The sequence below is a fragment of the Nereida ignava genome (assembly GCF_047114695.1).
Lineage (GTDB): Bacteria > Pseudomonadota > Alphaproteobacteria > Rhodobacterales > Rhodobacteraceae > Nereida > Nereida ignava.
On the sequence record NZ_CP112885.1, the window covers coordinates 111,501 to 137,003 of the forward strand.

21 protein-coding genes and 1 tRNA gene are annotated in these 25,503 nt (G+C 56.0%); 7 read left to right on the forward strand and 15 right to left on the reverse strand.

What is annotated here, in order from left to right:
* Window positions 1–42: 42 nt before the first annotated feature.
* The 5 genes from glp to OLX08_RS00550 are packed head-to-tail and all read right to left on the reverse strand — an operon-like array spanning window position 43 to window position 4,127.
* Window positions 43–1,215 carry a gephyrin-like molybdotransferase Glp gene (gene glp / locus OLX08_RS00530; RefSeq protein ID WP_391481798.1) on the reverse strand — a complete coding sequence of 391 codons (1,173 nt, stop codon included), beginning with the start codon at window positions 1,213–1,215 and terminating at the stop codon, window positions 43–45.
* Window positions 1,212–1,694, reverse strand: coding sequence for a cyclic pyranopterin monophosphate synthase MoaC (gene moaC / locus OLX08_RS00535; RefSeq protein ID WP_391481799.1), 483 nt, complete (start codon window positions 1,692–1,694; stop codon window positions 1,212–1,214). The genes glp and moaC overlap by 4 nt, the downstream gene beginning before the upstream one ends.
* Window positions 1,691–2,503, reverse strand: a complete 813-nt coding sequence (trpC, locus tag OLX08_RS00540) for an indole-3-glycerol phosphate synthase TrpC (protein WP_391481800.1) — start codon at window positions 2,501–2,503, stop codon at window positions 1,691–1,693. Before trpC ends, moaC begins: the two co-directional genes overlap by 4 nt.
* Complete coding sequence (gene trpD, locus OLX08_RS00545) at window positions 2,500–3,519, reverse strand: anthranilate phosphoribosyltransferase (RefSeq protein WP_391481801.1); 1,020 nt, start codon at window positions 3,517–3,519, stop codon at window positions 2,500–2,502. Before trpD ends, trpC begins: the two co-directional genes overlap by 4 nt.
* Entirely contained in the window at window positions 3,516–4,127 is a 612-nt protein-coding gene (locus tag OLX08_RS00550) for an anthranilate synthase component II (protein ID WP_391481802.1), read from the reverse strand. The genes trpD and OLX08_RS00550 overlap by 4 nt, the downstream gene beginning before the upstream one ends.
* Before the next feature lie 154 nt (window positions 4,128–4,281).
* Between OLX08_RS00550 and OLX08_RS00555 the strand changes: the two genes are divergently transcribed.
* Window positions 4,282–5,643, forward strand: coding sequence for a divergent polysaccharide deacetylase family protein (locus OLX08_RS00555; RefSeq protein WP_391481804.1), 1,362 nt, complete (start codon window positions 4,282–4,284; stop codon window positions 5,641–5,643).
* A 24-nt stretch (window positions 5,644–5,667) separates the two neighbouring features.
* Here OLX08_RS00555 and trpE read toward each other — a convergent pair whose 3' ends face one another.
* From trpE to fabI, 6 genes are all read right to left on the reverse strand, one after another.
* A complete protein-coding gene (gene trpE, locus OLX08_RS00560; RefSeq protein WP_391481806.1) occupies window positions 5,668–7,176 on the reverse strand; it encodes an anthranilate synthase component I in 1,509 nt (502 codons plus the stop codon).
* 90 nt (window positions 7,177–7,266) lie between these two features.
* Window positions 7,267–9,111, reverse strand: coding sequence for a peptidylprolyl isomerase (locus tag OLX08_RS00565; RefSeq protein WP_391481808.1), 1,845 nt, complete (start codon window positions 9,109–9,111; stop codon window positions 7,267–7,269).
* A gap of 70 nt (window positions 9,112–9,181) precedes the next feature.
* Window positions 9,182–10,366, reverse strand: coding sequence for an aminotransferase (locus tag OLX08_RS00570; protein WP_391481810.1), 1,185 nt, complete (start codon window positions 10,364–10,366; stop codon window positions 9,182–9,184).
* Between the two features lie 33 nt (window positions 10,367–10,399).
* A complete protein-coding gene (gene gpt / locus OLX08_RS00575; protein WP_391481811.1) occupies window positions 10,400–10,900 on the reverse strand; it encodes a xanthine phosphoribosyltransferase in 501 nt (166 codons plus the stop codon).
* A 21-nt stretch (window positions 10,901–10,921) separates the two neighbouring features.
* On the reverse strand, window positions 10,922–11,530 hold the full coding sequence (locus OLX08_RS00580; protein ID WP_391481813.1) for a LysE family translocator: 609 nt from the start codon (window positions 11,528–11,530) through the stop codon (window positions 10,922–10,924).
* 10 nt (window positions 11,531–11,540) lie between these two features.
* Window positions 11,541–12,347, reverse strand: coding sequence for an enoyl-ACP reductase FabI (gene fabI, locus OLX08_RS00585; RefSeq protein ID WP_391481815.1), 807 nt, complete (start codon window positions 12,345–12,347; stop codon window positions 11,541–11,543).
* A 204-nt stretch (window positions 12,348–12,551) separates the two neighbouring features.
* Here fabI and pdxH point away from each other — a divergent pair, with 204 nt between their 5' ends.
* The 5 genes from pdxH to OLX08_RS00610 all read left to right on the forward strand — a co-directional run bounded on the left by pdxH (window position 12,552) and on the right by OLX08_RS00610 (window position 18,911).
* Window positions 12,552–13,157, forward strand: a complete 606-nt coding sequence (pdxH, locus tag OLX08_RS00590; protein WP_391481817.1) for a pyridoxamine 5'-phosphate oxidase — start codon at window positions 12,552–12,554, stop codon at window positions 13,155–13,157.
* A gap of 156 nt (window positions 13,158–13,313) precedes the next feature.
* Complete coding sequence (locus tag OLX08_RS00595; protein WP_391483152.1) at window positions 13,314–13,865, forward strand: cold-shock protein; 552 nt, start codon at window positions 13,314–13,316, stop codon at window positions 13,863–13,865.
* 37 nt (window positions 13,866–13,902) lie between these two features.
* Window positions 13,903–14,355: a DUF192 domain-containing protein gene (locus OLX08_RS00600; protein WP_391481819.1), complete on the forward strand. Its 453-nt coding sequence runs from the start codon at window positions 13,903–13,905 to the stop codon at window positions 14,353–14,355.
* Between the two features lie 43 nt (window positions 14,356–14,398).
* Window positions 14,399–14,475, forward strand: a tRNA-Pro gene (locus tag OLX08_RS00605).
* Window positions 14,476–15,257: 782 nt separating this feature from the next.
* Entirely contained in the window at window positions 15,258–18,911 is a 3,654-nt protein-coding gene (locus OLX08_RS00610; protein WP_391481821.1) for a vitamin B12-dependent ribonucleotide reductase, read from the forward strand.
* A gap of 324 nt (window positions 18,912–19,235) precedes the next feature.
* On the opposite strand, the gene ilvN is transcribed toward OLX08_RS00610, so the two are convergent.
* From ilvN to OLX08_RS00630, 4 genes are all read right to left on the reverse strand, one after another.
* Entirely contained in the window at window positions 19,236–19,799 is a 564-nt protein-coding gene (ilvN, locus tag OLX08_RS00615) for an acetolactate synthase small subunit (RefSeq protein WP_048597356.1), read from the reverse strand.
* Window positions 19,800–19,893: 94 nt separating this feature from the next.
* Window positions 19,894–21,645: an acetolactate synthase 3 large subunit gene (locus OLX08_RS00620; RefSeq protein WP_391481824.1), complete on the reverse strand. Its 1,752-nt coding sequence runs from the start codon at window positions 21,643–21,645 to the stop codon at window positions 19,894–19,896.
* Between the two features lie 365 nt (window positions 21,646–22,010).
* Complete coding sequence (locus OLX08_RS00625; RefSeq protein WP_341246725.1) at window positions 22,011–22,664, reverse strand: response regulator transcription factor; 654 nt, start codon at window positions 22,662–22,664, stop codon at window positions 22,011–22,013.
* Complete coding sequence (locus OLX08_RS00630) at window positions 22,661–24,070, reverse strand: cache domain-containing protein (RefSeq protein WP_391481826.1); 1,410 nt, start codon at window positions 24,068–24,070, stop codon at window positions 22,661–22,663. The genes OLX08_RS00625 and OLX08_RS00630 overlap by 4 nt, the downstream gene beginning before the upstream one ends.
* A gap of 281 nt (window positions 24,071–24,351) precedes the next feature.
* Between OLX08_RS00630 and OLX08_RS00635 the strand changes: the two genes are divergently transcribed.
* Window positions 24,352–25,434 carry a TRAP transporter substrate-binding protein gene (locus OLX08_RS00635; RefSeq protein WP_341246727.1) on the forward strand — a complete coding sequence of 361 codons (1,083 nt, stop codon included), beginning with the start codon at window positions 24,352–24,354 and terminating at the stop codon, window positions 25,432–25,434.
* Window positions 25,435–25,503 lie beyond the last annotated feature (69 nt).

Sequence of the window (25,503 nt, forward strand, 5' to 3'; positions counted from 1 at the left end):
GTTTACAGATGTTCTATCGATGTTCTTGTTTTGTGTCAATCTTTAGATCAAGATGATCTCAACGGGCGCACCAACGGCGATCTCGGGGGCGTTTGGCGCGCGTTTGATCAGGCAATTCGCGACGTGCAGAACTTTGAGTAAGCTGCTGTCTTGGCGATCAAATACTTTGACGGTGCCGTCACGGTAACGCCCCCGCATATAGTGTTCGCGCGGGCCATTTTTGGGAATGATTTTGTTGGTTGGGGCTGTGATTGTTTCGCGTGCAGTGGCAGGCAGGCCCAGCATCTGATCAATCAATGGCTTAAGAAATATCTCACCGCAAACCATGGCTGACACGGGGTTTCCAGGCAGACCCAGCATCGCCATGCCGTTTATTTTTCCAGCCATAAGTGGTTTGCCCGGGCGCATGGCGACTTTGTAAAACGCGCGTTCAAGTCCCATGTCAGCGGCTACAGCGCCCACCAAATCATGATCCCCAACAGAGGCGCCACCCACAGTCACGATCAGGTCGGCACCGCGCGCCAGATCGAACGACTGGCGTAAGGACGCCTGATTATCGCGCGCGATCGGCAACATCCGGGCGGTTGCGCCCGCGGCTTCCAACATCGCTGCAAGGCCAAAGGTGTTCGACGCGATGATTTGGTCATCGTTTGGCGCTTCACCGGGCATGACCAACTCGTCACCAGTGGCCAACAATGCCACTGCGGGTCTGCGGCTCACAGTTACCTCGGAGATATTCATTGAAGCCAAAAGGGCGACGTCAGCGGGTGTCAGCCTTTTGGGGGCTTTGACAACGTGCCCCCGTTTGAAATCACCACCAGCGGGGCGGATATGTGTTGCCGCCTCAAGAGACGCCCCAAGCGTGATGCTGCTGTCGCCCACAGTTACATCTTCTTGAATAACGACGCGCGTTGCGCCGTGGGGTAACGGCGCGCCGGTGAAAATACGTACTGCCTGACCTTGCTGAACGACGCCCTCAAATCGGTGTCCTGCGGCGGCTTCCCCGATAACGCGCAAGGTGTTGCCCGCAGCATGGTCGGCGTCTTGAATGGCGTAACCGTCCATTGCTGAGCTGGAAAAAGGCGGTTGAGCGCGCTCGGCCGTGACAGCTTCGCGCAGGACACGACCTGATGCGTGACGTAGTGGGACCACTTCGGTCTCAAGCGGTGTGCCAAGGGTAAGCACCGCCTCAAGTGCTTGGGCAACGGTGATCACGGCGCGGTAAACCTGCCGGACTTGCCGCCGTCTTTCAGTGTGACGCGGACCGCGCCAATTTCCATGTCTTTTTGAACGGCCTTCAGCATATCATAGGCGGTAAGCCCCGCGACACTGACGGCGGTCAGCGCTTCCATTTCGACGCCGGTTTGCCCTTTGGTTTTGACCTCGGCGGTGATGCGTAGCCCGGGTAGGGACGCATCAGCTACCAAATCGACAGCAACTTTTGTGATGGGAAGCGGGTGACACAGTGGTATCAGTGAAGCGGTTTGTTTTGCGCCCATGATGCCCGCAAGACGTGCGACAGAAATCACATCGCCTTTTTTGGCCCGCCCTTCGTTCACAATTTCAAGAGTTTGGGGTGACATCTTAATGTAGCCTTCGGCCACGGCGATGCGCGATGTTTCAGCTTTGTCCGACACATCGACCATTTGTGCGCGGCCTTCGGTGTCAAAATGCGTAAGCTTTGCTTGGGTCATGACGACACTGGTGGAACGGGATTGCCAATAAGTGCGTTGGTGGCAGCGGCCACATCTGACTGGCGCATCAGGCTCTCACCAATCAAGAACGCACGCGCGCCATAGCTTGCCATATCGGCCAACTCGGCGGGGGTGTTCAGGCCACTTTCACACACAATCGTGCGGTCTGCTGGCACCATCTTTGACAGGGTGCGTGTTGTATCAAGAGTGGTCTCAAACGTTTTGAGGTTGCGGTTGTTGATGCCCATCAGCGGGGATTTCAGCAGGCAAGCGCGCTCAAGCTCTTCGGCGTCATGGACCTCAAGCAAAACCGACATACCCCATTCGGTCGCGGCGGCCTCAAGCTCGGCCGCTTGGGTGTCTGATACGGAGGCAAGGATGATCAAGATACAGTCAGCGTGAAGCGCGCGTGCCTCCACAACTTGGAATGGATCATACATGAAGTCCTTGCGCAATGCGGGCAGGGTGACCGCACTGCGTGCGGCTGTCAGGAATGCGTCAGCGCCCTGAAAGCTTGGCCCGTCGGTCAGCACAGAAAGACAGGTCGCGCCGCCGGTTTCATAGGCTTGGGCCAAGGCGGGCGGGTTGAAATCTTCGCGGATCAACCCTTTTGAAGGGGAGGCCTTTTTGATCTCGGCGATCAGCCCGTAACCGGTTTTGGTGGCAGCAATCACGTCACCTGCAAAGTCACGCGGCGCAGGCGCGTCTTTGGCCAGCGCTGTTACGGCTTCAAAGGTGGTTTCGGCTTTGCGCGCGGCCACTTCTTCAAGTTTGTAGGCTTTGATTTTATCCAGAATGGTCGTGCTCATGCGGCCTCCGACGTGAGCTTTGCAAGCTCGGTAAGTTTTGATTTTGCTGCACCGCTATCGATGCTTTCGCGGGCCATTTCAACGCCAGTTTTCAGACTGTCGGTTTTGTCCGCAACAATCAGCGCCGCGGCAGAGTTCAACAACACCGCATCGCGGTACGCAGACGGCTGTCCATCAAGAAGCGCGCGGAACGCATCGCCGTTTTCTTCCGGTGTGCCGCCCAGAATTTCAGCAAAGCGGTGAACGGGCAGGCCTGCGTCTTCGGGGTGCACTTCGCGAGAGGTGATCTTGCCGTTCTCTAGGGCAGCCACAGCCGTGGTGCCACAGATAGTCAACTCATCTGTCCCGTCCGAGCCATGCACAAGCCACGCTTTTTCACTACCAAGCTGCAGCAGTGTTTCGGCCATCGGCATGATCAAATCGGGGGCGAAGGCACCGGTCAGTTGCCGCGTAACACCTGCGGGGTTTGTCAGCGGGCCCAAGATGTTGAAGATCGTTTTACAGCCAAGCTGCTGACGCGCGGGCATGACGTGTTTAATCGCGGGATGATGCATTGGTGCCATCATAAAGCCGATGCCGATTTGCGCGATGGCCCGTTCTACTACGTCCGCTTCGACCATGACGTTGATGCCCATTTGCCCAAGCGCATCCGCCGCACCTGACAGTGATGATAAGTTGCGGTTGCCGTGTTTGGCCACGGGCACCCCTGCGCCTGCAACAACAAACGCCGTGGCCGTTGAAATGTTGAGCGTGCCCATGCCGTCACCACCAGTGCCCACGATATCCATCGCGCCGGCGGGGGCGTTGACCGCGTTACATTTGGCGCGCATGACAGCCGCACCGGCCGCGTATTCAGAAACAGCTTCGCCGCGGGCGCGCATGGCCATCAACAGCCCGCCAATTTGCGCGTCTGTCGCTTGTCCCTCAAACAACAACTCAAATGCGACTTCCGCCTGTGTACGGCTAAGCGGGCCTTCGGAGGCCCCGAAAATCAGGGGTTTCATCTGATCGCTCATGGGTGTGCTCCCTCGGCGGTGAGTGTTTTGGCACTGCTTGGCAGCAGGTCAGTGAAGTTCTTAAGCAACGCCATACCGTGCTCAGATCGGATCGATTCCGGATGAAACTGCACCCCGTGGATTGGCAATTGGCGGTGTTGTAGCCCCATGATAGTGCCGTCCTCAAGGGAAGCAGTCACCTCAAGCGCATCGGGCAGGCTTGGTGCATCAACCACAAGCGAGTGATAGCGCGTCGCCAGAAAATTCTGGGGCAGTCCTGCAAAGAGGCCTTTGTTCTTGTGTTGGATCGTGCCCATTTTGCCGTGCACAATCTCTGAGTGGCGCACAACTTTGCCGCCGAACGCCTCACCAATGGTTTGGTGCCCAAGGCAGACACCCAAAAGCGGCAATTGCGCGGCGGCGGCGGCCTCTGTCAGCGCAAGACAAATGCCTGCTTGGGCCGGATCACACGGCCCGGGCGAGAGTAAAATCCCCTCTGCGCCCATGCTCATCGCCTCATCAACCGTGATCGCATCATTGCGCACGACCTTCACATCCACCCCAAGACCGCCCACATAATGGACAAGGTTGTACGTGAAGCTGTCGTAGTTATCGATCAAGAGCAGCATCGCTGCGCCTCCGTGGGGCAAAAGGTTGAGCACCGAAAAGGGGTTACGCGGCGCATGGCTGTGGGGTTATAGATGGTCAGGGAATAAGACTGAGGTCAAGACGGGCGAGGGCGGAATGCGCCGGTTTGGGCAAGAAATTAGAGGATCTTGAGACGTGGCACGCGGATTATTGGCAGGAACCTTTTGGGGCACGGCGATTGGCGCAGCGGGCTTGCTTGGTGCGCATCTTGCGTTTCCGGTTGCCACAACGCCTCCGACAGCAGTGCCAACTGACGCGCCCGCACCTGTGGCTTCGGCGCCGATTGTGGGTGATGTGGCCCCAACTGTGCTGCCGCCCGTTCTTGATACGCCAAGTGATGCAGCCCCAACGGTGAATGTCCCCGAGGCCCAAGTGGCGGCACCAGATGCAGACACGCAGACCGCAGCGCGCCCTGTGATCGGGGGGCAAAGTGGTGGCGTTGAAGGCCCCGCTGCGGCAGCGCCCCTTGGTGTTGAAGTACAGGTTGAGGCACCCGTTCTGCCCGCGCCACAAGCGGCTGCGCCGACTGCGCCAAGCGACGAAGATGGTTCCGCGCCGATTGCGGTTGATACTCAAAGCAGTGCTGTGCCTGCGGATGAAGCTCCGGTTGAGGCACCCGAAACTGATGAAGCATCTGCGCCCGAGGTAACCGAAGCGCCTGAAACGGTTGATCTGCCCAGCGACAAACCTGAGGTGGGCTTTGAAAGCTCTGGCGGCACAATCGGTGATCTGGCCGAAGGTGTGAAAGTGAACCGCTCTGCCGAGCAAGACACGGCCCCTGAGGATGAGGTTGCCGCCAGCGCGTTGCCCCAAGTTACCCCAACGGGCCGCGCGATTGTCGATTTTGCAGCCCCCGCTGACGTTGATCCCACCAAACCCTTGATGGCGCTGGTTTTGCTGGACGATGGCACCTCAACGCTTGATTTGGCGGGGATCAACAGCTTTCCATTTCCCGTATCATTCGGGGTGAAAGCAACGGCGCCCACTGCAACTGCACGCGCCGCCCTCTACCGAAGCGCGGACCTTGAAGTGCTGTCATTGGTTGATGTTTTGCCCACTGCCACGCCCGCAGATTTGGAAGTGGCCTTTGAAGCGGTGTCACAAGCTGTCCCTGAAGCTGTTGGTATTTTTGAGACAAGCGACGGTGTCTTGCAGCGCGCCGAAGATTTGCGCGACCAAGTGACAGATATTGCGGCGGACAAAGGCTGGGGCGTGATGACCTATCAAACGGGTCTAAACAGTTTTGGTCGTGTTGCGGCGCAAAAGGATGTTCCCACGGCACAGGTCTTTCGCGATCTTGATCCTGACGGGCAAGACGGTGCGGTGATCCGCCGTTTTCTTGATCAGGCAGCGTTCAAGGCGGCCCAAGAAGGCGCGATTGTTTTGGTTGCCCGCGCGCGCCCCGAGACTGTTGAGGCGATTTTGCAATGGGGGCAGGGACAACGCGCATCGCGTGTCTCACTGGTGCCTGTCTCCGTGGTGCTGCAAGCCCGATAGAGACAGGGGCCTTGCGTGAAGCCCTTAGCCGTTGCCAGACCCGAACCGCGCTGCATCGGCGGCCGCTTTGCGGATCGCGTTCGATTTGTGAACGGTCTCTTGATATTCAAATTCGGGCTCAGAGTCGTAGACCACACCGCCCCCCGCTTGGATATAGAGCTTTTGATCTTTGATGACGGCTGTGCGCAGGGCGATACACATGTCCATATCGCCGCCCGCTGAGAAATACCCCAAACCGCCGCCGTAGATGCCGCGCTTTTCGGGCTCTAACTCGTCGATGATTTCCATCGCCCGTACTTTCGGCGCGCCGGATACAGTCCCCGCTGGCATACCTGCGAAAAACGCCGATAGCGCGTCATGTTCAGGGGCCAGTTTGCCCACAACGTTCGACACGATGTGCATGACGTGGGAATAGCGCTCGACGATGAATTCTTCGGTGGGGCGCACAGTTCCAATTTGGCTCACGTGGCCCACGTCGTTGCGGCCCAGATCGAGCAACATCAGGTGCTCTGCCAATTCTTTTTGGTCTGCCAAAAGATCATCTTCGTTTGCCTGATCTTCAGCAGGTGTTGCGCCGCGCGGACGGGTGCCCGCAATGGGGCGGATGGTAACTTCATCGTCAAAGACGCGCACCAAAATCTCGGGCGAGGCGCCGACAATTTGAAAATCACCGTGGTTGAAAAAGAACATAAATGGCGATGGGTTGGTGCGGCGCAAACTGCGATAAAGCGCAAAGGGCGGCTCTTTGAAGTCTTGGGTCCAGCGCTGTGAAGGCACGCATTGGAAGATGTCGCCCGCACGGATGTAATCCTTGGCGGTTTCCACGGCGGCTTTGTAATCGTCTTTGGCAAAGTTCGACACAGCATTTGCCGGTGCAGGTTGGTCACGCATTTGACGTGTGTCTGCGGGTAAGGCGCGGTCCAAATCGCGCAGGGCATCTTGGACACGTTCAGCTGCTTGGGCGTAAGCTGCGCGGGCGGACAGACCGCTTGAGACCCACGCAGGGGAGACCAGGATAACTTCGCCTTTCACCCCGTCGAGCACCGCCACAACAGACGGGCGCAGCATGATCGCGTCGGGTACGTTCAACGGATCGGGGTTGATGTTTGGCAGGTTCTCAACCAGCCGGATCATGTCATAGCCAAGATACCCAAAAAGCCCCGCACAAGCCGCAGGCAAGTCATCAGGCAGATCAATCTTTGAGGCAGCAATCAGTGCGCGCAAAGATGTCAGCGGATCATCAACCTCCGCCACAAAAGCGTCGTCGTCAAAGCGGGCCTCGCGGTTGATGGCAGCCTTTTGGTCTGTGCAGCGCCAGATCAGATCAGGCTTCATCCCAATGATCGAATATCGTCCGCGCACTTCACCGCCAGTGACGGATTCCAACATAAAGCTATTGGTTTGCGCCCCCCCAAGTTTCAGCATCAACGACACGGGCGTATCAAGATCAGCCGCAAGGCGCGTGTAGACCAGTTGGTTTTTGCCGGCCTCAAACTGTGCCGCAAAATCATCATAGCTTGGGGTCAGGGTCATGATGGTGTCCTTTGCGCATATCTAAAGCGCACGGTGTTAAATGGGGGCGGGGCCGCGCAGGTGCGCAGCCGCCGATATTTTGGGCCCGCTTTAGTTGAAGCCAGCGTGGATCGCGTTGATTGCACCTTGGTCCAGCTGCACGCGGGCATCTGCTTGCACAGCAGCCGTAAACGCATCGAGTACGTCTTGGCTGATATCTTGGCGTGCTGCGGTTTCAACTGCGTCGCGCAGGGCCGTGATTTCGGGGTTGTCAGCATCGGGGCCATTCACCGCATCAAGGCGTACGATATAAGTGGCACTTTCGCCTTCAATCGTGCGCACATCACCGATGGCCATTTCGAAAGCGGTCTGTACCAATTCAGGTGCCGCACCGGGGATGGTGTCGCTGCGGGTCAGGTCCTGTTCAATCACTTCATCAAGACCAAGATCAGGCAGGGCAGTCCCCGCGCGCAGGCTATCGGCTGCGGCGTCTGCTTTGGCTGCACGGGCCGCGGTGCGCTGTGCCTCTTGCCACGCAAGGGTCGCTTGTTGTTGAACATCGCTTAGCGGTTGCAGCGTGGGCGGGATGACCTCGTCGAGGCGCAGCGCAAAGATACCGCCATCCTCAAGCTCGGCAATCTCTGGGAAGTCTTCGTCGCCAACAATACGTGCGGCCTGACGGAACCCGTCGTAGGCGGCAATGTCTTGCTCTGCGTCCGGTGTCCAGTCGATCGTTCCCAGGGTGAGATCGCTTTCAGCGGCCAGATCCTCAAGCGTAGCGCCAGAGGCCAATTCCTCGTCAAAGCCACGGGCTTGGTCCTGAATTTGGCGCGCTGCACGGTTGGCCAGAATGTCACTGGCAAGATCGTCACGGGCCTCAACAAAGGGTGTTTCTTGGGCGGTTAAAATAGCGTTCACACGGAAGACTGCCGGACCAAGATTGGTCTCGACCACTGCGGTGACGCCCGTATCATCAAGGGCAAAAACGGCTTCTGCCGCACCATCCAAATCATCTTGGGCGACAGGACCCAGATCAATATCCTCAAGGGTAAGGCCGCGATCAAGCACCAGTGTTTCAAAGCCACTTGGATCAACGGCAAGCTGCGCAGCGGCGGCTTCGGCGGTGCCTTGATCTTCAAATACCAGTCGCTCAACCAAGCGGCGCTCGGGCTGGACGTATTGATCGATGCGCTCTTCATACAGTTCGCGCAGGGTCGCGTCATCAATCTCGATCGTATCGGCCAGCATGGCGGGTGTGAGCCACACATACGTTAGCCGCTTTGCCTCTGGGGTGGTGAATGTGGCGGGGTTGGCCTCATAAAACGTCTGAAGCTCGGCCGGCGTGGGCACTTCCAGAGGCGTCTCAAGATCGGTCTCTGCCACAGTGCCCCACGTGATATTACGGCGCTCCGCAAGGTAGGAGAACATCAAATCCACATAGGCATCAGAGGGCGTCGTGTCCGTGGTGATGGCCGCTTGCAGCAGATTGCGCGCAGCCTCGCTGCGAATGTCGGCTTCAAACTCGGCCTCGCTCAGGCCTGCGCGCTCAAGGGTAAAGGCATAGGCTTCGCGGTCGAATTGACCATCGAGGCCACGGAACGTCTGCACTGCGCGCACTTGCTCGGCCACCTCCGCATCGCCCACAGACAGGCCAAGGCGCGTGGTCTCATTATCAAGGGCGGTCTGTGCGATAACGCGTTGCAACACGGATCGGTCGATGCCGAATTGCTGTGCCTGAGCGAAGGTGATGTTCTGGCCGAATTGTGCGCCGAGGCTGCGTAACTCTTGATCCAGCGCGCGGGCATAATCGTTTGCGTCAATCGTCGTATCACCGACTTTGCCGATGCTTGAGATGTTCGTGCCAAAGCCGCCGGTGCCAAAGCCAATCAGCGAAACGCCCAACAAACCGAGTAGGGCAGTGCCCAGAAATTTCGATGCTTTTTTCTTCTCGGCCATAACGCGCGCGCCTCAATGTTTAGGGTGGCAGGGCTGGTACACGCCCGCCGCAGTGATGTTCAAAAGATGTCTATGCGCGAAGGGGCAGACCTTCAAGGGCGCTGAGCCGTGCAAAAAGGGCCGCAATGCCACTTGCGTCAATATTGGCAAAAGCGATGCGCATTTCTTGCGCGCCAGCGGGGTCGTCGCTGGGCCGGAACATGGTGCCGGGCAGGGCAAGGATTTGGGCGTTATGGACCAGCCACTTGGCCAACTCATCCGAGGGCATCGCATAGGGGTGACGCAGATAGGCAAAATACGCGCCGTTGCCCAAGAGCGACCAACCTTTGGCCTCAAGCGCGGGCATGTTTTGCGCAATTGCTGCGCTGCGGTTCAAGATTTCCTGCCGCTCGCCCGCAAGCCAATCGCCAAGGTTTTGAAGGCCCCAAAGGGCCGCTTTTTGACCAAGCTGGTTGGGACAAATAGCAACTGTGTCGAGGAACTTCTCAGCCTCAGCCAAAAACGCAGGTGACGCCATCATGGCACCCACGCGGTGACCGGTCAGACGGTAGGCTTTGGAAAAGCTGTAAAGCTGGACAAGTGTCTCATCCCAATCAGGCAGCCCGACAAGAGTGTGTGGCGCGCCGTCGCGGCTGTCAAAGTCGCGGTAGGTCTCGTCGATGAGCAATTTCAGCCCGTGCGCTTTGGCCAGATCATAGAATGCGCGCACAGTTTCACTGCTATATTCGGTTCCCGCAGGATTATTGGGGGTTACCAGCACGATCGCCTTCGTGCGCGGCCCGATCAGGGCTTTGGCCGTTGCGACATCCGGCGTCAAATCAGCGCCAGTATCAAGCGGCACCGTTGTGACGCCTGCCATATCAAGCCACATTTTATGATTGAAATACCAAGGGGTTGGCAGCAGAACTTCATCCCCCTCGGTGCAAATTGCCGAAATCGTTGCTGAGAACGCCTGATTGCACCCCGATGTGATGGCAACCTGCGCCGGTGACACTGTGCCCTCAAAGTGACGCGCCCATTGGCTGGCAAGTTCGGTGCGCAGCGCATCGTTGCCCAACACCGCCCCATATAGATGGGTGTCATCTTCTTCCATCATGGCCGCCATCGCCGCACGCATTTCGGCGGGTGGCGGGTTCACGGGGGCTGCCTGTGAGACGTTGATCAGGGGTTGTTCGCTGAAATCAGCAGTCTCAAGCCAACGGCGGGCCTCCATAACGGGGGGCGCAAAAGTGGTTTGTGTGCGAGACTGTGACATCAGCTAAGCTCCTGAAAGAAGGGCAATTTGGGATTAGACGCCGCGGTAGGGCTCCACGTATTGTAGGGCCATATCCCACGGGAAAAAGATCCACGTATCTTGGGAAACACCTGTGATGAACGTATCGACTTGGGGCTCGCCTTTTGGTTTGGCGTAAACAGTTGCGAAATGCGCGTTGGGGTACATTTCACGAACCAGTTCAAGGGTTTTGCCGCTGTCGACCAGATCATCGATAATCAAAATGCCCGTGCCATCGCCCATCATATCAGCGTCTCGACGTTTGAGCACAGAAGCCTCGGATTGGTCTTGGTGCGAGTAGGATTTCACGCTGATCGTATCAACGGTCCGCACATCCAACTCGCGCGCAACGATCATTGCTGGGGCCATGCCGCCACGGGTGATCGCCACGATCGCACGCCAGTTTCCATCGTCCGGCCCTTTGCCATCAAGACGCCACGCTAATGCGCGGCTGTCACGGTGGATTTGGTCCCATGAAATGTGAAACCCTTTTTCGTGCGGCAAACGATCAGTCATATGGTGGTCCTTTCGGCGGAATTAAGTGAAGGCGACCTTAAGGCCCAATAGGGCAAGGATGCCCCCAAAACCGCGGTCGATAATGTGTTTGAGGCGGAGGTATCCGCGGCGAATGTGCTCAATAGAAAACAACCGCGCCACAATCGTGCAGCAGGCAAACTCGTTGATCAAAATAGCGCCAAGCAGGGCCAGCACCCAAAGCGGCGAGGCGTCTGTTGGAATGGTGCCCACGAAAACCGCACCAAAGAAAACGGCTGGTTTGGGGTTAGCTAGTTGTGTTGCAACCCCGCGCCAAAAGGCAGCAAGCGGGGTGGGCGTTTTGATGTTTTCGGGCGTCTCAACGTCCGCATCTGCGTGACGCCACATTTGTAGCGCGAGCCACATCAAAAACAGACCCCCTGCAAGTTTGAAGCCCCACATCAGGCCCGGCGCTGCGCGAAACAAAACTGCCAGACCAAAGAGGGCCGCAACAGCCCAAAACAAAGCCCCAACGGCGATGCCAGCAGCCAAAAAGACAGATGTCCGCATCCCGTCGCGCAGCCCGACGCGGGCCGCCATCAAAATAGCAGGGCCCGGTGAGGCCGCCGCGACAAGATGCAGAAAATACGCCGTCATAAAGGCCGCAATCATGGGCGCGCCGTTATTCTTTGGAGATATCGGGGGCGTCGACAGCTTTCATGCCGACCACGTGATATCCTGCGTCGACGTGCAGGTTCTCACCTGTGACGCCACTGCCCAGATCAGACAGCAGATATAGCGCGGATTTACCCACGTCTTCAGTAGTCACGTTGCGGCGTAGGGGCGAGTTATACTCGTTCCACTTCATGATGTAGCGGAAATCACCGATTCCAGAGGCCGCCAGTGTTTTGATCGGACCCGCAGAGATGGCGTTGACGCGGATGCCGTCTTTGCCGAGGTCTTCGGCCAAGTATTTCACGGACGCTTCAAGGGCGGCTTTGGCAACCCCCATGACGTTGTAGTGTGGCATCACTTTTTCAGCGCCGTAATACGTCAGCGTCAGGCACGAGCCACCGGGGTTCATGATCTTTTCGGCGCGCTGCACGACGGCTGTGAATGAGTAAACGGAGATATCCATGGACATTGCAAAGTTGCCGCGTGTCGTATCAACGTACCGGCCGCGCAATTCGTTTTTATCAGAAAAACCAATAGCATGTACGACGAAGTCAATCTTGCCCCACGCTTTTTCAATCTCGGCAAAAAGCGCGTCAATTGAGGCTTCATCGCCCACATCGCACGGGATCACCATGTCAGAGCCAAGCTGTGCCGCAAGTGGGCCCACACGTTTAAGCAGTGCGTCACCTTGATATGAGAAAGCAAGCTCGGCGCCCGCATCGGCGCAGGCTTTTGCAATGCCCCACGCAATAGATTTATCGTTGGCCAGGCCCATGATGAGACCGCGTTTGCCGGCCATGAGTTGGTTTGACATTGTTTTCCCCTTGGGTAGTGCTGGCGCTTGACCGCCTCTGTGTGAGGTTTACGTCAGCCCTAAGCGAGCGGCAAGGCTCCGTGCTGTGTTATCTTGGGCAATTGCCGGTTCAACGGGCAACGGCGGGAGCCCAAATGCACAAAACGGCGCAAGCGTGATGCAGACAACAGACATTAACTACCTTTTTGAGGATGTATTCTTACAATGACCGGACGCAGTGGAATTTTCGCGGGCGATGACCCGTTCGAGCTGGCAAAATCATGGATGGCCGAGGCCGAGCAAAGCGAGATCAATGATCCTAACGCCATAGCACTTTCGACAGTAGACGTAGACGGGATGCCGAATGCGCGCATGGTGTTGCTAAAAGATGTCGAGGACACGGCATTTGTTTTCTATACCAATTACACCTCAAAGAAGGCGCAGGAAATTGATGGGGCCGAAAAGGCTGCGTTTGTGATGCATTGGAAGTCCTTGCGCCGCCAAATTCGTGTGCGCGGTCATGTGACCAAAGAAGATGGGCCGCAAGCGGATGAATATTACAACTCCCGCTCGCTCAAAAGCCGCCTTGGCGCGTGGGCATCGGATCAATCCAAACCATTGGCGTCACGGGCGAGCCTTATGACAGAGGTGGCAAAAGTCACGGCCAAGATGGGCGCAAACCCCACGCGGCCACCGTTTTGGGGCGGATACCGGATCACGCCGATCGAGATTGAGTTCTGGGCCGATGGGGAGTTTCGCTTGCACAACCGGTTCCGCTGGACCCGCTCAACACCGGATGAGCCATGGGATGTAGTGCGTTTGAATCCTTAGACTTTTACGTACTTAAACCAAAGATAGCGTAGTGTTCCTAAAGAGGCCGTCGGTATTCCGCAGATAAATTGCACCGACGGCCCGTAACCTACAGCACAGTAATCAGTAGTGTAATTACAGATGGAGCGTCCCCAAAGCGGGATGGTTATGTGCAAAATGCAAGAACAGCAGAATATTGAGAACGTAGACGTCGAAGAAGAAGAAATCGTATTTGGCGTCGTTAAATGGTTTGACCCGGTTAAGGGTTTTGGATTTGTTGTGGCTGACGACGGTGGTCCCGACATTTTGTTACACGCGAATGTTTTGCGTAATTTCGGCCAGGGCTCCATCGCGGAGGGCACAGAAATTGAGATCGCAATTCAACACACAGATCGCGGCGTGCAGGCGGTTGAGGTCCTTGAGATCACACCACCAGAAGACGACGGCACCAGCACACTGGGCGAGTTTGTCCACGTTAGCCCCGAAGAGCTACAAAAGATCGAGCTTGAGCCATCCCGCGTTAAGTGGTTCGACAAAACCAAAGGTTTCGGTTTTGCGAATGTGTTTGGCTTTGACGAAGACATCTTTGTGCATGTTGAAGTACTGCGCCGTTCCGGTCTGGCAGATCTGCAAAGCGGCGAAGCCGTTGGCATCCGTGTCATCGACGGTGAGCGCGGCAAAATGGCAGCGCAAGTCTGCACATGGGATTTCGCTGTCGAGCGTCAGTAATTCCATTTTTAGAACGATTTTCAAAAAGCACGTAGCGATGGCCGCTGCGTGCTTTTTTGTTGTGCTGCCGTTTGGCGCACAGGCCGCGTGTTCCGACAGTCAGATCGAGTTGCGCGGCACATGGGGCAAGGCGGTTTTTGACGTTGAAGTCGTGGCTGATCCCGCTGCGCGTGCCCAAGGGTTGATGTTTCGCGAAGCCATGCCGCGCGGGGCAGGGATGCTATTCGTGTACGAGCGCCCACAAACCGTTGCGTTCTGGATGAAGAATACGTTGATCCCACTCGATATTATCTTTGCCAGTGAGGACGGGGTGGTGCGCAAAGTGCATTCCAACGCGTTTCCTGGTGACCTGAAACCGATCCCCGGGGGCGATAACATCATGTATGTGCTCGAAATTAACGGCGGATTGTCTGAGATTTACGGGATCAACGCGGGTTCTGAGATGCGGCATGAAATTTTTGACAAAGAAGTTGCATCTTGGCCCTGTTAGGGGCTTTTCATTTGCGTAAAGGCGGATTAAACGCAGCATCAGTCGGGGCGTAGCGCAGCCTGGTAGCGCGACGGTTTTGGGTACCGTAGGTCGCAAGTTCGAATCTTGCCGTCCCGACCACTTCACCACATTAGTTAGTGAGCCAGTGCCCCAAGGGTAGTCTGTATTGCTTTCACACATTTAGTCATGTGCTGAGAAGGGCGGCTGTCCTCTGCGTCATTCCCTACAAATCGTAGTGGTGTTAGATTCGGAGTGGTTTATTGAATGTGTGCTACATTTAGTGGCAAAGGCCGTGCCTCTTTCCACATTTGCTATCATCTGCCGTATAATTGATACTTTTGATACTGATCGGCTTGGCTATTTTTCCTCTTCAGTAAAATAATTTTAGCGATCCATTAACCCAAGTACGCTGGCCGTTAATTCTGCCAGCCTGTGGAAAAGCGTCTGGATAAAGTCTGCTGATTTCTTAAGGAGCCGCGATAAAACTGCGGGAATAAAAGGAAAAATTCGGTTGTTCATGTTGCGGGCGAAATCAGAGTTATCCACAGCCTTCACGCACATGAATCACATGATTGTGTCTGGCCCATACTAGGCCCCTTACCGTCAATACTATTTTGAGACTTTGATTAATAAAAAACCGTTGACCACCTAGGTGGAACTACGTCAGGTTGTGCAGGCTGACATGATGGCCACTACATATAGTGGCGCGCAGGTTGGTGGGGACAGGTTCAAAAGACCACAACAAATATAGGATGTGCGCGGCGCCACTTGCCAAGACGCACTCCGTCAGAACTACGGATAACCGAGGCGCTGAGCAAAAGATTTGTCCCTATCATCATCAGCCAAGACGCGCCGCTGCGTGTTTTGCAGTTAAACATTTTACAGGGACAGGGCTCCGAGATATGAAAATCGACCGCACATTTACCGCCGCCGGCAAAGACGCATACGCCGAACTGGACTTTATCAAAACAGTTTCGGAAATCCGGAACCCCGATGGCACGATTGTGTTTCAACTCGAAGATCTGGAAGTGCCCTCCAGCTGGAGCCAAGTTGCCAGTGACGTAATTGCGCAGAAGTATTTCCGCAAAGCGGGCGTGCCGTCCAAAGTTGAAAAAGTGGCTGAGAAGGATGTCCCTGAGTTTCTTTGGAAGTCCAAACCAGCAAAAGGCGCGACCTTCGGCGGCGAGACATCAGCGAAGCAAGTTTTTGATCGTCTGGCGGGTGCCTGGACATACTGGGGTTGGAAAGGTGGGTATTTCACCACCGAGGCCGACGCCCGTGCGTATTTCGACGAGATGCGCTACATGCTGGCGACACAGCGCGCCGCGCCGAACAGCCCGCAGTGGTTTAACACGGGCTTGCACTGGGCCTACGGCATCGACGGACCTGCCCAAGGCCACCACTATGTAGACCACAAGACCGGCAAGCTGACCAAATCCACCAGCAGCTATGAGCACCCACAGCCACACGCGTGCTTTATTCAATCTGTTGCGGATGATCTGGTAAACGAAGGCGGCATTATGGACCTTTGGGTGCGTGAAGCGCGTTTGTTCAAATACGGCTCTGGCACAGGCACAAACTTCTCAAGCCTGCGTGCGTCTGGTGAGGGGCTCTCTGGCGGTGGTAAATCATCTGGCCTGATGGGCTTTTTGAAAATTGGTGACCGCGCCGCTGGTGCGATCAAATCTGGTGGCACAACACGGCGCGCGGCTAAAATGGTTATTGTGGATGCGGACCACCCTGATATTGAAGAATTCATCGAGTGGAAGGTGCTTGAAGAGCAGAAAGTAGCGTCCATCGTTGCTGGCTCAAAGATGCACGAGCAAAAGCTCAACGCGATTTTTGCTGCGATCAAAGCGTGGGATGGTGCGCAAGAGGATGCCTATGATCCAAAGGTTAACCCACAGCTGAAAGAAGCGGTAAAGTCAGCCAAGAAAGTTGCGATCCCCGAGACGTACATCAAGCGCGTTCTGGATTACGCAAAGCAAGGCCATACCTCAATTGAGTTCCCAACATATGACACGGATTGGGATTCCGAGGCGTATAACTCTGTCTCCGGTCAGAACTCGAACAACTCAATCCGCGTAACTGATGCGTTCCTGAAGGCTGTTGAAGCAGATGGCACATGGGATTTGATCAACCGCACAGATGGCAAAGTGTTCAAGACGGTCCAAGCCCGTGATTTGTGGGAAAAAGTAGGCCACGCAGCTTGGGCCTGTGCCGACCCGGGCATCCAGTACCACGACACAGTCAACGCGTGGCACACTTGCCCAGAAGACGGCGAAATTCGCGGCTCCAACCCGTGTTCAGAGTACATGTTCCTTGATGATACGGCTTGTAACCTTGCATCCATGAACCTGCTGACGTTCCTCAAAGACGGTGAGTTCCAGTCAGAAGACTACATGCACGCGTGCCGTTTGTGGACAGTCACCCTTGAGGTGTCTGTAATGATGGCGCAGTTCCCGTCCAAAGAGATCGCGCAACGCTCATACGACTTCCGCACGCTTGGTCTGGGCTATGCAAACATCGGCGGTTTGCTGATGAACATGGGCTACTCTTACGACAGCGATGAAGGCCGCGCGCTTTGCGGTGCGCTGACTGCAATCATGACCGGCGTCAGCTATGCAACATCTGCCGAAATGGCCGGTGAGTTGGGCCCGTTCCCAGGGTACAAAAAGAACGCAGACCACATGCTGCGCGTCATCCGTAACCACCGCACAGCGGCCTACGGCAAGACAGACGGCTATGAGAACCTTGAAATCAAGCCAGTCGCGCTGGACCACGCGTCTTGCCCAGACAAAAGCTTGATCGAACTGGCGCAATCCGCATGGGACGAAGCGCTGAGCCTTGGCGAAGCCCACGGTTACCGCAACGCCCAAGCCACAGTTGTTGCGCCGACAGGCACAATCGGCTTGGTCATGGACTGTGACACCACAGGCATCGAGCCAGACTTTGCACTGGTAAAATTCAAGAAGCTTGCGGGCGGTGGTTACTTCAAGATCATCAACCGCTCTGTTCCAGCAGCCCTTGAAAAGCTTGGCTATGGCAGCGCGCAGATCGAAGAGATCGTCGGCTACGCCGTTGGGCACGCCTCAATGGGCAACGCGCCGGGCATCAACCACACCGCCCTGATCGGTCATGGTTTTGGCCAGGCCGAGCTTGAAAAAGTGGAAGCTGCGTTGGCATCAGCGTTCGACATCCGTTTTGTGTTCAACCAGTGGACCTTGGGCGCAGAATTTTGCACCAATGTTCTGGGTATCCCACAGGACAAGTTGGCTGATCCAACGTTTGATCTGTTGACACACTTGGGTTTCACCAAAGCGGACATCAACGCAGCCAACGACCACGTTTGCGGCACAATGACCCTTGAGGGTGCGCCACACTTGAAGAAAGAGCACTACGCGATTTTCGATTGTGCCAACCCGTGCGGTAAGAAAGGCGAGCGTTTCCTGAGCGTTGACAGCCACATCACCATGATGGCCGCAGCGCAGTCGTTCATCTCTGGCGCGATCAGCAAGACGATCAACATGCCAAACGACGCAACGATCGAGGATTGTCAGAAAGCCTATGAGCTGTCTTGGTCCTTGGGTGTGAAAGCGAACGCACTTTACCGTGACGGCTCAAAACTCAGCCAGCCGCTTGCTGCGGCCTTGGTCGAGGATGATGATGAGGCAGCTGATGTGCTTGAGAACGGCTCCACTATGGAGAAAGCACAAGTCATCGCCGAGAAAATCATTGAGAAGGTTGTGGTCAAAGAGGTCATCAAATCGCACCGCGAAAAGATGCCACAGCGCCGCAAGGGCTATACCCAAAAAGCCAACGTGGGCGGGCACAAAGTGTACCTGCGCACCGGGGAGTATGCAGATGGCAACCTTGGTGAAATCTTCATCGATATGCACAAAGAGGGGGCGGGCTTCCGCGCCATGATGAACAACTTCGCCATCGCGGTGTCTGTTGGTCTGCAATACGGTGTGCCGCTCGAGGAGTTCGTGGATGCGTTCACCTTCACCAAGTTTGAGCCCGCGGGCATGGTCCAAGGCAACGACAGCATCAAGAACGCTACATCCGTGCTGGATTACATCTTCCGCGAATTGGCTGTGTCCTATCTTGACCGTACCGATCTTGCCCATGTGAAGCCTGAAGGCGCCACATTCGATGATATCGGCCGCGGTGAGCAAGAGGGCGTGAGCAACGTCAAAGAAGTGTCAGACACTGCTGCGACGCGCACCCTTGAAGCGCTCAAGACAATCAGCTCAACGGGCTATCTGCGCAAGCGTTTGCCCCAAGAGTTGACTGTGCTGCAGGGCGGCCAAATGGGCATGACCGAGGCAGCGTCTGTGGCGCCCGTGACCCCTGTGGTGGCTGATGGCACAACCGGCGTCGCCGTAGCCGAAGCCGCTGTTTCAGGTGGCGGTGTACAGATGGACGCCCGTGCCAAAGCGAAGATGCAAGGCTACGAGGGTGAGGCCTGTGGTGAGTGCGGAAACTATACGCTGGTGCGCAACGGCACCTGCATGAAGTGCAACACCTGCGGCGGCACATCCGGCTGTAGCTAAAGAGATGCGGCGGCCCCCTGCGCGAGCAGGCGAGGGCCGCCCATGACGATCAGGCCGCAGGCATAAAACAACGTAAGAGCGGTAAATTATACGAGCCTGATTGAACAAACTGGGGCGCCTTTGGGCGCCCCATTTTTGTTCGGTGTGTTGGTTTGGGTAAACAGAAGGAAACGCTGTTTTTGCAGGCGTTCATCCAGTGGGGCGCTGCCCCACACCCCGGGATATTTCTAAACAAAAGAACTTATGCTGAAACTAAAAAGCTCCTCGCGCTTGTTCAGTGCGAGGAGCTTTAGCTTTGGTCTTTCACTTATTGTAAATTATCTCTTATTCGGGTCCGCGTGAAAGGGCTGCTACGCCCGTGCGGGCCATTTCTATCAGGCCGATGGGGCGCATGAGATCGGCAAATGCATCGATTTTCCCGACGTCACCGGTGATTTCAAAAACGAAACTATCAAGGGTGCTGTCCACCACGTTGGCGCGGAAAATCTCGGCCAGACGCAGTGCTTCGATACGCTTGTCGCCGGTACCCGTGACTTTGAAGAGGGCCAGCTCACGTTCAACGGCAGGGCCCTCGACGGTAAGATCGTGCACGTCGTACACAGCCACAATCCGGCCCACTTGCGCTTTGATTTGTTCAATCATTTGCGGGGTGCCGGTTGTTACGATCGTGATGCGCGACAGCTGCTTTTCGTGATCCACTTCCGCAACTGTAAGGCTTTCGATGTTGTAGCCACGCCCTGAGAAAAGTCCGATGACGCGGGCCAGAACGCCCGCTTCGTTGGCGACCAATACCGCAAGGGTGTGGCGTTCTTCTACGTCAGAGAAGGTTGGACGAAGGTTGTAGGCGCTGTGGCTTGATGCGCCTTTCTTGAGTTTTAGTGCAGCCATTGGGTGTCTCAGTTCATGTATGTTTTGTGTGGGCCTGACGCGCCAATCTTGAGAGGGTACATCAGGCCAATAAGAGAGAAGGGTAGTGCGGGTGTTAGACCAGCACGCTGCCTTTTGCATCGATCGCACCTTTGGTGCTGGCGTCGCCCAAAAGCATCTCGTTATGTGCCTTGCCCGATGGGATCATGGGGAAACAGTTTTCGTGCTTTTCAACAAGGCAATCAAAAATGACCGGACCGTCGTAGGTGATCATTTCCATGATGGCATCATCCAAGTCCGCAGCATCTTCACACAAAATACCCTTGGCACCAAAAGCTTCCGCCAGCTTTACAAAGTCGGGCAGGGCTTCTGACCAGCTTTGTGAATAACGCTCACCGTGCAGCAATTCTTGCCACTGGCGCACCATGCCGAGCCGTTCGTTGTTCAGAATGAATTGCTTTACGGGCAAGTTGAATTGCACCGCTGTGCCCATCTCTTGCATGTTCATCATCCACGAGGCTTCACCCGCCACGTTAATGACCAGCGCATCACGGTGCGCGGCTTGCACACCGATTGAGGCAGGGGTGCCGTAGCCCATTGTGCCCAAACCACCGGACGTCATCCACCGGTTGGGGTCTTCAAACCCGAGGTACTGCGCCGCCCACATCTGGTGCTGGCCGACTTCGGTTGTGATGTAGCGGTCGTATTTCTGGGTCAGAGCTTCAAGGCGCTCAAGAGCGTATTGCGGCTTGATGACTTTGCCTTCTTGCTTGAACGACAGACATCGCACGGCGCGCCAGTCTTCAATTTGGCTCCACCATTTAGTGAGCGCTTCTTTGTTTGTCTGGCGACCCTTTGATTTCCAAACGTTCAGCAGATCCTCAAGCACATGGGCCACATCACCAAGGATCGGCATATCCACGTGGATGACTTTGTTGATCGATGAGGCGTCGATATCGATATGCGCCTTTTTTGAGCCGGGCGAGAACGCATCGAGGCGGCCCGTGATCCGGTCATCAAAACGTGCGCCGATGTTGATCATCAAATCGCAATCATGCATCGCCATGTTGGCTTCATAAAGCCCGTGCATGCCCAACATGCCCAGCCAGTTGTCACCGGACGCAGGGTAACAGCCCAGTCCCATTAGGGTTGAGGTGATGGGGAAGTTTGTTGCCGCCACCAACTCGCGCAAAAGCTGTGACGCCGCGGGGCCAGAGTTGATGACGCCGCCACCCGAATAGATGATCGGGCGTTTGGCTTTGGCCATCGCGTCGGCCAATTCCTCAATGGTGGCCATGTCGCCTTTCACTTGGGGCTGATAGTGCGACTTGGTGGGCGCGGCAGACTTATACTTGCCCTTGGCGAATTGGACGTCTTTGGGAATGTCCACAAGCACAGGGCCCGGACGGCCTGATGTGGCAACGTGAAACGCCTCATGGATCGTGCCAGCAAGCTCATCGGTGTCTTTCACGAGCCAGTTGTGTTTGGTGCACGGGCGCGTGATGCCAACGGTGTCGGCCTCCTGAAATGCGTCAGATCCAATCATGAATGTGGGCACCTGACCGGATAGAACGATCATTGGGATGCTGTCCAAAAGCGCATCCGTAAGGCCTGTCACCGCGTTTGTGGCACCGGGGCCCGAGGTTACCAACACAACCCCGGGTTTGCCTGTCGCGCGGGCATAGCCTTCGGCGGCGTGGGTCGCACCTTGCTCGTGGCGGACCAAAATGTGGTTGATGTCGCTTTGCTGAAAAATCTCGTCATAGATCGGCAGCACCGCGCCACCGGGGTAGCCGAAAATCGTGTCGACGCCTTGTTCTTTAAGGGCTTGGATAACAATTTGGGCGCCTGTCATGGGTGCGGGCATCTTGGTCTCTCCGGTTTTCAACGATTGCGCGGCTGGTTCCGCGTCAAATCAATAGCTAGCTCGTTTCAGGTTCAGAAAAGAAAAGGTGACATAAAAAAACCCCCGATTGTGTCGGGGGCGCATGGTTTCAAAACTGGATGACCTTACGATCCCATGCGCATCTTTCGGCAAATCACGACGACGTCTTTCATAGCCCGCCCTTTCTTAACAATTGCCACGGACATTATGGCGGGCATTCGGGGGCGTCAACAGCCGCACAGTAGTTTTTTGGCTGTTTTGGATAATTAAATAGCGATTTGAGTGATGAATTTTGAAACTATCAGAAAGTATGGGGGTACTTTTTGGCATTTTTATTGGATGCTGGCCTACAAATTAGCCCCTGTACCCTGCAAAACCCCGTGCTCAAGCGCGTAGCGGGTCAGCCCTGCGGTAGATGAAATACCCAGTTTACGTTTGATATTCTTGCGGTGCGTCTCAACTGTGCGCACAGAAATATCCAACACGGCTGCTACGTCTTTGTTGGATTTCCCACTGGCAAGTTGCAGCAAAATAGTCTGCTCGCGCTCGGTCAGGATTTCGCGCCCGCCCGCAACCGCCGGTTCAAGCGAGCCCTTCGCGCCCGTGCACAAATACCGCCCACCAGACAGCACCACATCAATGGCAGTTTTGATTTCTTCGGTAGGGACGTCCTTCAGCAGGTAGCCATGCGCGCCGTAACTCAGCGCCGTTGAAATATATTCGGGCGTGTCGTGCATCGACAGGATCAGGATGTGGGTGTCGGGGTGTTGCTCAAGGATAATCTCGGTCGCGGAAAGCCCGCCCATGTTGGGCATGTTCAGGTCCATCAGCACGACGTCCGGCTGCAACGTGCCTACTTGCGCGATGGCCTCTTGTCCGGATGAAAGGGTCGCGACCACTTCAAGATCGTCATAAGTCTCAAGGATCGATTGCACCCCTTGGGCAACCATCGGGTGATCATCGACAATCATAACGCGGGTGAGCGGCGGTGTTTGGGTCATTGGGTAATCTTCGCTGGTGCTTCGGGACTTAGAAGGTGGGTAAGCGGCACAGTCGCCTCGATGGTGGTGCCAGAGGCGGTGGACGCGATGTTCAGCGTGCCGTCAAGTTGCTCGATCCGTTCGGCCATATTGCGCAGACCAAGCCCCAAGCTGTTGCGACCGCGCCCTGATTTCAGGCCAACGCCGTTGTCCTTTACCATCAACGTCGCCCCTTGGCGGTGACCGGCCAGGCTCATCACCATTTTCGAGGCATCGGCGTGCCGCTCAATGTTGGTCAGGGCTTCTTGGGCAATGCGGTAAAGCGCAATCTTGCTGTCGGGATCAAGGCGGTTGCGAAAGACGACAGTTTCAAACGTGCATTCGATACCCGTGCGCGCCTCAAAGTCATCGGTCAGCGATTGCAGGGCAGGGCCAAGCCCCAAGTCGTCCAAGATGCCCGGCCGCAAATCACGGCTGATGCGGCGGACCTCACCAATGGCGGTGTTCAGCCCGTCGATCCCTGCACCAAGGCTGTCACCGGCGGCGGCATCGCCTTTGTTGAAACGTCTACGCGCCAGCTCAAGTGAATAGCGTACGCCCACCAAGATCTGGCTGATGCCGTCGTGCAACTCGCGGGCGACGCGGCCACGTTCTTCTTCTTGGGTATCAAAAATTCGCTCCGTCAGGGCCTTTAGCTTGGTATCGGCCAAGCGCCGCTCGCGGATGTTCAGCACCATGCCAGAGGCAAAAACCGCCAAAAGCGCACCAAGCGTGATGAACACAATATACTGGAACGTCCGATCGATGCGGTTCTCTACATCTGCGCGCGCCGCGGCCACCGTGCTTTGGATGTCATCGACAAAAATGGCGGTGCCGATGGCCCACTGCCAATCTTGCAGACCCAGCACATAGCTAATCGCGGGTTCTTTGGTGCCGGTGCTTGGCTTGGTCCATAAAAACGAATGATACCCACCGCCCGTGCGCGCAATATCAATCAGCTTGTCGGTAACGGGCACGTCTTCGGGGTCGGTCAGCCCGCTCCAGTCTTTGTTGATCAGAACGGTCTGGCGCGGCGCCACAAGGTTTGTGCCATCGTAATCAAAGACAAAGAAATAGCCGTCTTGGCCGTAAACCATCGCGGCAAGGCGCTGCTTTACCTCGGTCTTGGCGGCTTCGTCATTTGTACCGGCGGGGCCGTAAATATCGACAACGGCAGTGCGCGCAATGGACAGGTAGTTTTTCAACTCGGCTTTTTTGGCAGATAGAAGTTGGGTCTCAAGAGCGGCGATCTCGCGCTCGGCCAAGGTGCGTGACTGCGTGATGACCACAAGGCCGATGATAGTGGCCGCAACCAACAAAGGGGCCGTCGCTAGAATGAACAGCTTTTGCCCGTAGCTTGGGCGAAGTGTGCGCAAAAGACGAAACATATTCGGCATCTGCGATTCGATACGCTGGAATCGGCAGCTTGTTAAGTCTTTCTTACGCAGTTCCGCGCGCAAAATACGCAGCATGGGGCCTGTTTTGAGACGTATGGTGCTCAATATTGAGGCAGAGTTGGTCATAAAAGTTAACCGATTACGTAGTAGTTGGTATTTCGGATTTTTTTTGGTGCCGCTAATGTCTGACCATTGTTAACGACCCACAGGGCGCGCGGCTTCGTTTTGGTGAAGCGGTGGCGGCCTGATTTTATTATCTGGGAGGATACTCTATGGATCGTCGCTCATTTTTGAAAACATCTGCACTTGGCGGCTCGGCTGCTGCTGCGTCCACATTGGCCGCACCTGCTTACGCCCAAGGCAAGCGCACATTGACTATGGTTACCACTTGGGGCCGTGGTCTGGCTGGCGTTTTTGACGCAGCTCAGCGCGCAGCGGATACAATTGGCGAAATGTCTGACGGTCAGTTGACTGTTGACGTAAAAGCCGCAGGCGAGCTGGTTGGCGCGTTTGAAGTGTTTGACGCGGTTACTGCCGGTCAAGCGGACATGTACCACGGCGCAGACTACTACTTTGTTGGTCAGCACCCTGCATATGCGTTCTTCACAGCTGTGCCATTCGGCATGACAGCACAAGAGCTTGCAAACTGGTACTACCACGGCAACGGCGCGGCTCTGCACGACGAGTTGGGCGAAATCTTTGGCCTGAAATCATTCTTGGGCGGCAACACAGGCGCACAAGCGGGCGGTTGGTTCCGTAAAGAAATCAACTCAGCTGCTGATTTCAACGGTCTGAAATTCCGTATGCCAGGTCTTGGCGGTAAAGCACTGGGTAAATTGGGTGCATCTGTTCAGAACCTTCCAGGCGCAGAAGTGTACCAAGCTTTGGCATCTGGCGCGCTTGACGGCACCGAGTGGATCGGCCCATGGGCAGACGAAAAAGCCGGTTTTCAAGAGATCACAAAATTCTACTACGCTGCGGGCTTCCACGAGCCAGGCGCAGGTCTGTCAGTTGCAACAAACCGCGACGTATTCGACAGCCTGTCACCAGCGCACCAGAAGATCATCGAAATCGCATCTGCTGAAACACACCAGTGGAACCTTGCACAGTTCCTTAACAACAACGGTTCAGCGCTTCAGCGTCTGCAATCCGGCGGTGTTAAAGTTCTCGAATTCCCAGATGACGTTTGGGATGCATTCGGTAAAGCAAGTGAAGAAGTCCACGCCGAAAACCTCGGTGATGACCTCTACAAAAAGGTCCACGATGATTACCAGGCCTCGCTCAAAGCGTCATCTGGCTGGATCAAGCAGTCTGAAAGTGCATACCGCACACAGCGCGACCGCGTTCTAGGCTAATCGCCCGATTGCAGGGGGGAGGGCGCGCGCGTCCTCTCCCAAGCGTTCGCATCTTTGGGTCGGCCAGCA

Coding starts and splice junctions, on each gene's coding strand:
- OLX08_RS00550 (WP_391481802.1), bottom strand. CDS start 4,127: ATGCTGCTCTTGATCGATAACTACGACAGCTTCACGTACAACCTTGTC.
- OLX08_RS00635 (WP_341246727.1), top strand. CDS start 24,352: ATGGATCGTCGCTCATTTTTGAAAACATCTGCACTTGGCGGCTCGGCT.
- OLX08_RS00570 (WP_391481810.1), bottom strand. CDS start 10,366: ATGTCACAGTCTCGCACACAAACCACTTTTGCGCCCCCCGTTATGGAG.
- trpC (WP_391481800.1), bottom strand. CDS start 2,503: ATGAGCACGACCATTCTGGATAAAATCAAAGCCTACAAACTTGAAGAA.
- OLX08_RS00600 (WP_391481819.1), top strand. CDS start 13,903: ATGGCCGCTGCGTGCTTTTTTGTTGTGCTGCCGTTTGGCGCACAGGCC.
- OLX08_RS00625 (WP_341246725.1), bottom strand. CDS start 22,664: ATGACCCAAACACCGCCGCTCACCCGCGTTATGATTGTCGATGATCAC.
- OLX08_RS00580 (WP_391481813.1), bottom strand. CDS start 11,530: ATGATTGCGGCCTTTATGACGGCGTATTTTCTGCATCTTGTCGCGGCG.
- ilvN (WP_048597356.1), bottom strand. CDS start 19,799: ATGGCTGCACTAAAACTCAAGAAAGGCGCATCAAGCCACAGCGCCTAC.
- OLX08_RS00620 (WP_391481824.1), bottom strand. CDS start 21,645: ATGCCCGCACCCATGACAGGCGCCCAAATTGTTATCCAAGCCCTTAAA.
- fabI (WP_391481815.1), bottom strand. CDS start 12,347: ATGTCAAACCAACTCATGGCCGGCAAACGCGGTCTCATCATGGGCCTG.
- OLX08_RS00610 (WP_391481821.1), top strand. CDS start 15,258: ATGAAAATCGACCGCACATTTACCGCCGCCGGCAAAGACGCATACGCC.
- trpE (WP_391481806.1), bottom strand. CDS start 7,176: ATGACCCTGACCCCAAGCTATGATGATTTTGCGGCACAGTTTGAGGCC.
- OLX08_RS00630 (WP_391481826.1), bottom strand. CDS start 24,070: ATGTTTCGTCTTTTGCGCACACTTCGCCCAAGCTACGGGCAAAAGCTG.
- moaC (WP_391481799.1), bottom strand. CDS start 1,694: ATGACCCAAGCAAAGCTTACGCATTTTGACACCGAAGGCCGCGCACAA.
- trpD (WP_391481801.1), bottom strand. CDS start 3,519: ATGAGCGATCAGATGAAACCCCTGATTTTCGGGGCCTCCGAAGGCCCG.
- gpt (WP_391481811.1), bottom strand. CDS start 10,900: ATGACTGATCGTTTGCCGCACGAAAAAGGGTTTCACATTTCATGGGAC.
- OLX08_RS00565 (WP_391481808.1), bottom strand. CDS start 9,111: ATGGCCGAGAAGAAAAAAGCATCGAAATTTCTGGGCACTGCCCTACTC.
- pdxH (WP_391481817.1), top strand. CDS start 12,552: ATGACCGGACGCAGTGGAATTTTCGCGGGCGATGACCCGTTCGAGCTG.
- OLX08_RS00595 (WP_391483152.1), top strand. CDS start 13,314: ATGCAAGAACAGCAGAATATTGAGAACGTAGACGTCGAAGAAGAAGAA.